This is a genomic window from Chitinophagales bacterium (assembly GCA_040877935.1).
Lineage (GTDB): Bacteria > Bacteroidota > Bacteroidia > Chitinophagales > CAIOSU01 > JBBDNB01.
Window position 1 is genome coordinate 37,290 of record JBBDNB010000058.1, and the last position, 11,314, is coordinate 48,603.

The 11,314-nt window shown below is 37.4% G+C and carries 10 protein-coding genes; 2 read left to right on the forward strand and 8 right to left on the reverse strand.

Annotation, left to right across the window (positions count from 1 at the left end; all coding sequences use genetic code 11):
• The first annotated feature begins 8 nt into the window (after positions 1-8).
• Complete coding sequence (locus WD048_16435; GenBank protein ID MEX0813807.1) at positions 9-1,055, forward strand: PorP/SprF family type IX secretion system membrane protein; 1,047 nt, start codon at positions 9-11, stop codon at positions 1,053-1,055.
• Positions 1,056-1,130: 75 nt separating this feature from the next.
• On the opposite strand, the gene WD048_16440 is transcribed toward WD048_16435, so the two are convergent.
• From WD048_16440 to WD048_16475, 8 genes are all read right to left on the reverse strand, one after another.
• Positions 1,131-1,898 carry an ABC transporter permease subunit gene (locus WD048_16440; protein MEX0813808.1) on the reverse strand — a complete coding sequence of 256 codons (768 nt, stop codon included), beginning with the start codon at positions 1,896-1,898 and terminating at the stop codon, positions 1,131-1,133.
• Complete coding sequence (locus WD048_16445; protein MEX0813809.1) at positions 1,891-2,613, reverse strand: ABC transporter ATP-binding protein; 723 nt, start codon at positions 2,611-2,613, stop codon at positions 1,891-1,893. Before WD048_16445 ends, WD048_16440 begins: the two co-directional genes overlap by 8 nt.
• Positions 2,606-3,850 (reverse strand): nitrous oxide reductase family maturation protein NosD, encoded by a 1,245-nt coding sequence (gene nosD, locus WD048_16450; protein ID MEX0813810.1) that lies wholly within the window; start codon positions 3,848-3,850, stop codon positions 2,606-2,608. Before nosD ends, WD048_16445 begins: the two co-directional genes overlap by 8 nt.
• 7 nt (positions 3,851-3,857) lie before the next feature.
• Complete coding sequence (locus WD048_16455) at positions 3,858-4,292, reverse strand: nitrous oxide reductase accessory protein NosL (protein MEX0813811.1); 435 nt, start codon at positions 4,290-4,292, stop codon at positions 3,858-3,860.
• 9 nt (positions 4,293-4,301) lie between these two features.
• Positions 4,302-4,901, reverse strand: a complete 600-nt coding sequence (locus tag WD048_16460) for a hypothetical protein (protein MEX0813812.1) — start codon at positions 4,899-4,901, stop codon at positions 4,302-4,304.
• Between the two features lie 62 nt (positions 4,902-4,963).
• Complete coding sequence (gene nosZ, locus WD048_16465; GenBank protein MEX0813813.1) at positions 4,964-7,000, reverse strand: Sec-dependent nitrous-oxide reductase; 2,037 nt, start codon at positions 6,998-7,000, stop codon at positions 4,964-4,966.
• 51 nt (positions 7,001-7,051) lie between these two features.
• Positions 7,052-7,558: a cytochrome c gene (locus tag WD048_16470; GenBank protein ID MEX0813814.1), complete on the reverse strand. Its 507-nt coding sequence runs from the start codon at positions 7,556-7,558 to the stop codon at positions 7,052-7,054.
• Positions 7,559-7,596: 38 nt separating this feature from the next.
• On the reverse strand, positions 7,597-8,823 hold the full coding sequence (locus tag WD048_16475) for a hypothetical protein (GenBank protein MEX0813815.1): 1,227 nt from the start codon (positions 8,821-8,823) through the stop codon (positions 7,597-7,599).
• 315 nt (positions 8,824-9,138) lie between these two features.
• On the opposite strand from WD048_16475, the gene WD048_16480 reads away from it, so the two are divergent.
• A complete protein-coding gene (locus WD048_16480; protein MEX0813816.1) occupies positions 9,139-11,232 on the forward strand; it encodes an OmpA family protein in 2,094 nt (697 codons plus the stop codon).
• Positions 11,233-11,314 lie beyond the last annotated feature (82 nt).

Here is an 11,314-nt window from a genome sequence, read left to right on the forward strand (position 1 = left end):
ATAAAATCATGAGGAATAAAAAATTTGTTGTTCTATTTTTTGCTGTTTTAACTGTGCTTGGATTAAAAGCTCAAGATCCGCATTTTTCGCAGTATTCGATGATGCCAATTTACCTGAACCCTGCAATGACAGGAGTTTATAGCGGTAATTACAGGGTGAATGCACTGTACAGAAGCCAATGGCAAAGTGTACTGAAAGATGAAAGTACACCAATGTTCCGCACATTTGGCGCATCGGCTGATTTTCGCTTTCAAGTAGGTAAAAATGATGCTGTAGGTGCAGGACTAATGTTTATTAATGACCGTGCAGGTGCAGGAGATTTTGGCACCAATCAGGGAAATATTTCGGTGTCATATATCAAGTCACTGAATTACCAGGCCAATAACTTTCTTACAGCTGGATTTATAGGTGGTGTAGGACAGCGAAGTGTAAATTACCAAAGTCTTAGATTTGGCAATCAGTTTGATGGTGAGGGATATAATCCCCTGCTCAACAGTGGTGAAGTTTTAGGTGAAAATTTCACATTCTTCGATCTGGGAGTTGGTGTATTTTGGTATTATATCAAAGACAAGCGAAGAAACTACTACGCAGGAGTTTCAGTAAATCATTTGAATCGTCCTAATATGTCTTTTTATGATGGAGAGGATTCCAGGCTTTATATGAAAATCAACTTCAATGCCGGAGTTCAATTGCCATTGGGTAATCAATTGGATTTATTGCCGAGTGTATTATTTATGAATCAAGGTCCGGCAATAGAAACCATGCTCGGTACCTATTTCAAAATATTCTTTAATAGTGCTGAGCCTGGTGGCAATGCATTTTATGTAGGCCCTTACTACAGAATGGTAGGTGGTGAAGAAAAAGCCATTGCCAGTGAAGCTTTGGTTTTAGCAACTAGAGTTGATTATTCAAGTTTTACAATAGGATTCAGTTACGATCTGAATTTCTCTGAACTTACCGCAGCATCAAATTCAAGAGGTGGGTTTGAAGTTTCTTTAATGCATATCGGCAGCTGGAGTAAAAAGAATAAAACTTTATTCTGCCCCAGATTTTAATCAATATTTGATTTGAAAAATATTAAGCCCTGACAGGATCAAATTCAGTCAGGGCTTATTTTATTGGAGATACTTCTATAAATCTTTCTTTTGAAACAATCTGAAAGCAAATAAAACAGGCAAAACACCCCAAAGCAACAATACAACAAAAGCCAAAACAATGCCCCAGGTCTGTGTAAAAAATTGATTGAAAACAGCACCGCTGTATCCCATTAAGGCTGCCGCATGTGTTTGCATAAGCACAAGTATCCGCCCCAGGTCAACAGGATTGAGCAGCGTGATGTACAATACAATTTTTTCTATCGGATAATCGCTGAAATTATACATCATCATTAAAACCAGGCCATCAAAAATCAGTGCGAAATAGACCCAGAACAATAACGAAAGCCCCATTCCTTTTGCCTTGTCGCGAGTCACAATACCTGCCATTAAAGCAAGAGCGATAAAAATAAAAGTCAATAACAGGTTAACCAACAACAACATAAGTGCTGCCGTTGATCCATTCATAATCAGCAAGGGCAGTCCCAAACCTACAATTACTGCTGTACCGAAAGCAATACAAAGACCGAAATATATGCTCGCTAAAATGGTTTTGCGTTTAAGCGGCTGAGCCAAAATCAGCACAATAAACTCATACATATTGTAGTAGTAAATGGTAGAGAAAACTATTGTAATCATTGGCACTACCAATAAACTTAAACTGAGCAAACCCAAAAGCGCTTTATCGGCCTGGCCTTCCAACATAAAAAAACCGAAAGACAAGATTAACAGAAACAACATGTACAAAAAGACAATCCAATTTCGCAAAAGATCCTGAACAATAAACCTTGTAATTTTAAACATGGGTACTTTCCTTATTGAGTATTTGAGCAATAATTCGGTTTAGGCGATTTTCGGAAGTTTCAATTTTTAGCTGTTCCAAGCTTTTATAAAAATGGGTTTTTCCTTCCATCAAATAGGTTACATGAGTAGTGATTTCGTCCAGATCATTTAAAATATGCGAAGTAATCAAAACCAGTTTTTCCTGTTCAATAGATTGTCTGAGCTTTTTCTTGAGCAATTCATTAGAAACGGGATCCAATCCAGCAGTAGGCTCATCTAAAACAAGCACTTTTGGGTTGAACAAAAAAGCCAGTGCAGCACTTACTTTTTGGCGCATACCTCCGGACAAAATATTCAGTCTTTTAGATTTCATTTTATCAATTTCAAAAGCATCAAAAAGCTCTGAATCATAATTTTGAGGAGCAAGATCAGCCCTTATATTTTTCATCATTTTGAAAAGCTGACCAACTTTCATGTTGTCGGGGAAGCGACTGATCTGGGGCATGTAACCAATTTGCTGCCGATAGGTAGATTGATTCATTATGGATTTACCATCAAAAATGACATCTCCTGAATCTGGCACAACAAGTCCCAGTAAAATTTTAATCAATGTAGTTTTACCGGAACCATTCGGGCCTATTAAAGCTAGTCCCTGCCCTAATTCAAATTGCAGATCAATATCTTGCAATACATGCTGCTTCCCGAATTTTTTATTTATTCCCCTGAAATCAATCATGCGCTAATGGCTTTATTTGTGGCTTTTCATCTATTAAATGTTCGGGAATCATCTGCGGAAATAATCGCTCTGCCATTTCCATACTTGTAACCAGAAAGCTGTGTAATAATATACTGGCAGCAGGAATTTTATCTGTGATCAGGGCAAATAAATTAACAGGACGGTGCGGCACATCCCCAACTCCATCTTTATCCAGATCATAACCTTTGTATTGCCCCCAGTAATTTCCTTCGAAATGATTCAGATTGGATTTTGAATTGGTTAGAACTTCAAAAGTATTGCCTATAAAATTATTAGATAAGATTTCATTGTCCAGGCAATTCCCTTTAATATCCAGAGCTTTGCCGTTATTTAAAAATTCATTTTCAATAATCTTAATACGGTTGGCTCCTTCTGCATAAACACCCACAGTATTGCGCTCAAAAGTATTCCCTTTCATCAGGCCATCACTTATTTCTTTTAGCAGAATACCATAAGAAGCTCCGCCCCAGTTGTCAATAAAATGATTGCCCAGCATTTTAATGTGTTTGCTGAACATCACCGCGACTCCTGAACCATTATGTCTAAATATATTGTCTTCATAAATGTCATAATTGGAGAACATAAAATGTAGTCCGTAGCGCATATTATTCAGGCTGGTATTTCCCTTGATAAGGCTTTGATCTACAAATTCAAAATAAATGCCGTCCCTGTGCTGGCTCACATGATTGTCCAGCACTTCAATATTATTGCCTTTCCAAATATGGATGGCATTTCCAGCATTGATCTCTTCTTTTGCATTTCCGATTATAGTATTGGAAATCACCTTACAATGACTTGAGTTTTGCAGGTAAATCCCAAAAAAGGTATTTTGCAAGAAGTTGTTTTTGATTACAACATCCCGAACTTCTAATAATCGAATAGCTGCCCTGTCTTTTATAAAACTGGGGCCAATATTTTTAAGTGTCAAGCCGCTGATACTTACATTATCAGAAGCGACAATCAAAATTTCATCACCTCCCTGACTGTCTATCACAGGGGTTTCATGTCCAATAATCACCAGCGGTTTTTTGACCTCTATTAAATTTTCGTAGTAAATTCCTTTATGGATAAACAAAGTATCATAGGCATTGGTAAGTTTTAATGCTTTTTTAATTTCCGATAACTCAGAATTGGGTTTCACATGCCAGGTTTTGGCATTTAATGAGCTTACAGAAACTATAAGCAATATTAAACTAAAAAAAAACTTGTGCTGCATTCTTGTATTATGGTTGAGGGTTTAATTCATCTTTTAACTGTTCCCAATTCATAATTTTAAGTGGTTCTTTCACAGCATTTTTTTTTGAAACAAATGCAGCAATATTGGCACCCATTGGGCTTTTGTATTTTTCAGATTTCACAAAATACAAGCTGTCAACCGGAAACAATTGTGTTGGTTGATCATAGCTCACTGCCAGAAACAATGTATAGCTTTCATTGGTGTTCTCATGCATAAAAGGCAGCATGCATTCTATTGCATCAAACTTATAGACCTTTCCCTTTTCTGAAACCAACTCAGCACCATATTTGGGATCTACAATGCCCATTTTACAATAAACACAATTATCTTTTCCAAAATTTATGGGTTCTGGTTTTGGTGTACAAGAAACCAGTGCAAATAAGAGTGAAAATCCAAGAAAAACATTAATGGAATGTATCATTCTGTCAAATTAAGCATTGAATTTTCTTTTGCTTTTACTAGCCCTTTGTTTTAAAAATGCAAGCCCGGAAATAATAATAGATACTCCAAGCATTACTCCTCCCCAATGCGGATAAGATTTTACATAAAAATTGAGCAAATCTTTTTCGCCAAAAAGCGGTGGCATGTATGTCATTCCTTCAATTTTGATTGGTGCTGTTGGATCAAGATTATGTCCATAATCATAAAGCCAAAGGTAAAAATCATAGATGCCCAAAATACCCAATATAGACATAACAATAAACCATGTTAGATAAGCCCAGGCTTTATTTAGCCAAATAGCTATAGCTCCCAAAGCCAACATAATATAGGTGACAATAGGAAAGTACTTCAGCTCGGGAATAGAATCGGGATGTATGGCCTGCATTCCAATATAATGGTTCAGGATATTGACATTTTGCACAATGTTTTTCTCATTGCCTGAAATTTTATTGATCCATATGTGCAGTTGCAAACCACCAGGAAACTGGGCTGCCTCTAAAGTTATTTGCCATAGCGGAAAAAGGAATACTGTACCGAGGCATAATAGAGATAAGAGCATAATGATTCGGGCACTCGTAAAAATCTTCATAATAAGATTGAGAAATATGGAGTGCTGCCATTAAATAGTAGAATGGCAGCACCCTGGTTTAATTAATTATTAGAAGCTGTTGCATTAGCATTAGCCCTGGCCTGATCGTAAAATTCATTGGCAGCCTGTTGGCCACTTCTGAGTTCTTCATTCAAACCCCACTTTAATTTCACATCAGAACCTTTTGGAGAAACCCTTGCATAACCTGACATTTCCTGGTGCAAAGCAGAGCAGAAATCTGTACAGTAGAATGCAAAAACACCAACTTTTTTAGGCTCCCATAGGAGTGTTTTTGTTTGGCCCGGCATTACCAAAAGTTCAGCATTTGTAGCGCCCTGCATGGCAAAACCGTGAGGCACATCCCAGTCTTGCTCCAGGTTGGTCAAGTGGAAATATACTTTATCGCCCACTTTAAAACCTTCAATATTGTCTGGTGCAAGGTGGCTTCTCATGGCCGTCATATACACATGTACATCATTGCCATCTCGTTCAACCCTGGTTTTGCCTTCGCCCAAAGTGGCATGTGGGTGTGTATTGTCCTCAATATTGTAGAATTTCTTGGAATTGGGCATTATTTTATCTGCCTTTATTGCCTGTGCATAATGTGGCTCCCCTTTGGTCGGAAAATCAAGAATTAACTTCATTTTGTCGCCACTTATATCAAACAATTGTGCAGAGTGTGCCAATTCAGGGCCAGTCGGAAGGTAGCGGTCTTTGGTAATTTTGTTCATTGCTACGAGGTATTTGCCATCCGGCTTGCGTGTTTCACCACCGGGAATTACCAGGTGACCAGGTGAATAATAAGTTGCATGTCTGTCTAAAATCTCTTTGGTTTCAACATCCCATTTCACCACTTCAGATGAGATAAAGAAAGTAGTGTAAGCATTTCCTTTGTCATCAAATTCTGTATGCAATGGCCCTAAACCCGGTTTTTTAAGAATACCGTGCAGTCCGGCTTCATAATTGATAATTGGAATACCATCAATTTCACCATCAAAATTTTCTTCTTCAATGGCTTTCTGAATCTTGCTGAAAGAATACACGGACATGTCTGCAGATAATTTTCCATTGCCCACTATGTACTCACCTGATGGATCTACATCACAGCCGTGAGGTGATTTTGGCACAGGAATAAAATACACCATATCGGGACAATCCTTTGGATTAAGAATTTTTGTGAGTGTTTTTTCCTCAGATTCAACAATGCCAGAACTTTCATCCATCAAGTTGTGGAAATAAGAAGTTTGGCGCTCTGTAAATCTACCTTCTTCCATATACTGCTCGGCTTTTTTCCAGTTGATAATGGCCATCAGGTCTTTGTCTTTCTGAGAAGCATTCACTTCTAAAAGCGAGTGTGCCTGTTCTGAATTGTAAGTCGTTAAAAAGCTCCAGCCATGAGAAACAGCTTTACCATTTCTGGCAAGATCATAATTAAAGCCCGGCATTTCAATTTGAAAGGCCAATTCCATATGTCCGTGTTCAGGATCAACTGAAACATAGTTGATTAAGCCTTTGAAATTCTCTTTGTATGTTTCAATTGGAACATCCTTTTGCGGAATTGGAACACTAAAACGTGTGCCTGAAACCAAGTATTCGGAATTTTCAGTGATAAATGGCGCGCAGTGCAGTCCAGCAACATCAGGGATTTCGAGAATTTCTACTGTTTCAAAAGTAGTTAAATCAATTCTTGCAATCCGTGGCGTATTGTTTCCATTAACAAAAAGCCACCTTCCATCAAACTCACCTTTTGTTTGCGACAGCTCAATATGGTGTGAATCATCCCAGGGCACAAAACCATAAGAGGTATTGAACATAGGTTTGGTTTCCTCGCTATAGCCATATCCATTTTCGGGATATTGCGAGAATACTGGAATCTCTCTTAACAAACGGCCAGAAGGAAGGCCATAAGCAGTAATTTGCCCACTAAATCCACCGGACATAAAGGCGTAAAATTCATCGTATTCTCCAGGCTCAACATATACTTGCTGTGCTGCATTTCCTTCAATCACCTTTTTGGTGTCTTTCTGTTCGCAGGAGCTCATGAACACTGGCAATAGCAGCATCCATAGTCCATAATTAATCATTTTTTTAGTGTCCATAATATTTTAGTTTTGGTTTTAGTGTTTATGTGATTTTTACAACATTATTATTTAAATAGCCTTGTCTTTTTCACCGGCCATTTCTAAATCATTTTTTCTAAAAAACTCCAGAATTTGCCGTGCATCACCTACAGATACATTCTGATTGGGCATACGTGTCAAACATTCCTCCAATAGAGCTTGTGCTGTGGGGTCTTTCTCAAGCATTACATCCACATTGGTAATCATATTCATGATCCACTCCGGTTTCCTCCTGTTGGTAATACCCTGAAAACCCGGACCTACAACTCTCTGATCTGTCAATTTATGACAAGAAGCACATTTCATATCATAAATAGACTTTCCAACTTTTATCATAGCTTCATCCAATTCATCAGTGAGCTCAACTTGTTTTATCTCACCTATGCCTTTTCCTTCTTTAATAGATTCCGGGACTTCCTTTTTTTCTACTTCACGCTGAAAGTCTTTGGCTGTTTTGCGCTCCGATTCGCCTTCAGAACCACAGGAGCATAAAGCAATTGTAGCGATTAAGAATACTGATAATTTTAAATTTTTCATGGCTTTTGATTTTGTTTGGATTATAAAATAAGATTTTATTATGTACTTACATAAATTTTATCTGAGCTAATTTGATATGATATGCTATTTTTCATAAACAAAACAATACCAAGCGGTAGCAGTACTGATGCTAAAGCTATTGCCTCATGGTAAAAAGGCAGCATCCCCCAGGTTTGCCAATAAAATATACCTTGGGTAAATAATATAGCTTCTGTGCTGATAAAACCTATAATAAAGAACAGTATTCCCAGCTGACTCACCTGTTTTCTGTAATGTTTGTAAAGCATTAAAAACAAGCAACCTGTAATAAAGCCCAGCATGGTTAAATGAATATAGCCGATCATAAAATTTCTGATTACAGTAGAAATTATTGAAACTTCAGGAAAAATCAAAATTGCTTGAAATATAACTTTAGCGGCTAATGACATCAGACCAAAACCAATTAAAAGTTGCTCCCATCCTGATTGTTTGCCCAATACATTCATCAGTTGTTTTCTATTGGGCATTACTAATTGTAAAAAAGCACCCAACTGGAGTATTACTCCTGCGGTATTGAGAGCATACATATAAGTTTCACCATAAGCCCAATCCAATACATGAAAGAAAGTGAGGAAAAGTGCTAAAACATAAAGCACAAAAAACCGAAGCAAGTGCTTTTGCTCGAAATGAAAGCCCCAAAGATTTAGCTGATAAATGATCAATGCTACTGCAGCCAATGCAAACCAACCATTGAACTGAAAATGCAGGTAAAACTGTACTGCTAAAAGATACAGTTCGGAACTTTGCAAGTTGTTTGCCACTATAGACCCCATTGCCCATATTCCAAGTGTAGAAACAAGCATAAAGATCAGGCTGCTCTTTATCAAAAGCCGGAGTTGACTACTTTGTGCATTCAGGTCTTTCCAAATCTTAAAGGCAAACAAATAACTTGCTAAAATATGCAGGGCGGAAAATGAGATAGATACAGCTCCATAGCCCTGAATTGGAAAGCTGATCATCATCCCCAGCACTGTGAATTGAGTAAACCAAAACAGGTAGGAATAAAAAGCTTTGGCACTTTTTTTAGCCGGGATAAAAAAGTGTGTGAATAGCGCAAATAGAGCCAAATAAACCCAACCGAGCATAGCGATATGCGAATGGCCATGCATCATATTTCTGTAATCCAACCAGGAAATTTCCCACACAAATGCAAAACGAAGCAAAAGCCCCATTAAAGCAGCCATCAGGAAGTTAAAAAGTGCCACTAAAAGCCATTTGTTGTGCATGAATTTAAATTCAACTCGTTAATTATAAATTTAAAATATTAGTAATAAATACTAATTTCATAACAATTATATTTACCTTTAATGTAAATCTCATTGTAGAAATACTTTTTCTCAAAATCATATTCTGTCTCAATTGTATCTTGAAATAGAATGTTGTTCATATACAAGCCTGTCAAAGATACACATTTTTCTATTTCGGACAAATTTATCCTTTTTTATTTTTCGCAATGATTTATACACTGTTATTAACCCATTGCGTTTTAAAATACCTTCAACAATATTGGGAAAAGCTGTATTTGGCTTAACTTCGGAACTATGTTAAAATCAATCCTGTGTTTACATTTTATTCTACTGAGTTGTTGTTTTAATATTATCGCTCAGGACAGCACCAATGATACACTGAGTGAACCTGAAGAAGCACCGTTTAATATTAGAAGAGAAATCAGGGATGCCAATCGCAATTTAAAAACAGGGGATATTTATACGGCTGCTGATATTTTTAAAAAAATATTGAAATACGCTCCTGAAAGAGTTGATCTCGTTTTTGAAATGGCCAATACCTATAGATTTGCCAGAGATTATGAAAATGCTGCCATTTGGTACTTAAAAGCCGATAGCCTCAATGCAAAAGATTACCCACTGAGCACATACTATGCAGGCCTGATGCTTAAAATGAACGACAATTGCGAGGCTGCAATAAAATACTTCGAACAATTTTATAAAAAGCCAAGCGGTGACTTCTCAGCAAAATACAGAAAGTGGGCAAAAACCGAAATTGAAGGTTGTGCCCTTGCTGAAGAACTCAAGAAAAAACCATTAAGTATTGAAATCACACATTTGGATTCTACTATCAATTCTCCCTATACTGAAATATCTCCATTTTTATGGGATGACAGCACATTGGTATTTGCAAGTTTGCCCTCAGACTCGGTTATAGTGATTGAAGATCAAGCTGAAGAGATTGATTATTACATTAAATTTTATGAGGCGCAAAAAAAAGATGGTAAATATCTAAAACCGGAAATTTTTCCACTGTTTCAAGAAGAAGAGGTACATACATCCAATGGCAACCTTTCTCCGGACCGCAAAAGATTTTATTTCACAAAATGCTATGAAAGTTTTACCGGGAAAACCATTTGCAGCATTTTTGAATCCAAATTATTCAGAGGGGAATGGACAACTGCAAGGGCACTGCCTGATCAAATTAACCCGGGAAACAGCAATAGCACACAACCATATATCGCTAAACACAAAAGCGGAAAAGAAATCCTTTACTTTATTTCCGATCGGCTTGGTGGTGAAGGCGGAAAAGATATTTGGTTCAGCGAAATCAAAAGCAATGGGGAGTACGGTGAAGTGCAAAATGCAGGCGGAAGAATAAATACAGACAGAGATGAGGCTACGCCTTTCTTTGATGAGCAAACAGAGACTTTATATTTTAGTTCTAATGGTCATGCGGGTATGGGAGGTTATGATGTGTTTCTATCGAAGGGCGAGGGCTTTCGTTGGAATGATCCCAAAAATATTGGCTATCCGGTAAATTCCACCACCGATGAAATGTATTATCGGTTAAATGAACACGACAGAAGCACAGGATATCTGGTCTCAAACAGGCCTGGAGTTATTTCTATAATGAATGCTACTTGTTGTGATGACATCTTCGAGTTTGAATACTTTGATGATAAAGTACGGTATGTAAAAGGTTTTGTCTTTGAAGAAGGTGCAACTAAAAAGAAAATAATCAATCAAGCGCGCATTGAACTCCTTGTTAAGGATACCATTCCGGAAAGTAATACTGAAACAGTATTGGCTGCTGACACTATTGAAAATGGTTTCCCCTATTTTTTTGAAATCACCGCAGACAGTAAATACACCATAGTTGCATCCAGAGAAGGTTTTCTAAGTACCTCTTTAGATTTCAACACAATTAATGCTGAAAGTTCAGATACATTTCAGGTAGATATTTATCTGAAACGATTTGAGAAAGACAAAGCCTATGCACTCAAAAACATATATTACGACTATGACAAATGGCAAATGAGAGAAAGCTCCAAAAAAACGCTGGATACACTCTATCATGTAATGATTGACAATCCGGGGATTATTGTAGAAATAGGCTCACATACTGATATCCGTGGTACAGAATCATACAATTATCGCCTTTCTCAAAAAAGGGCTGAAAACTGTGTGCAATACCTCATTGATAAAGGAATAAGTATTGGTCGTGTACTGGCACGCGGATATGGTGAAAGCCAACTTTTACGAGAAGATTGTGCAGAACTAGAGGAATGCCCCGAAGAAGGAGAAGGCGATTGTCCCTGCCATCAGAAAAACAGGAGAACCGAATTTAAAATTGTAGGGGAACTTGATGTTGAGTTACAGAATATGGACAAGCGCAATAAAAAATAAACCCATCACCTCAATACTGCCAATCGGTCGCTGTCTAATTTCAAAAGAATAAAAAGCAATATTGTAAAGGCCAAAATAGAAG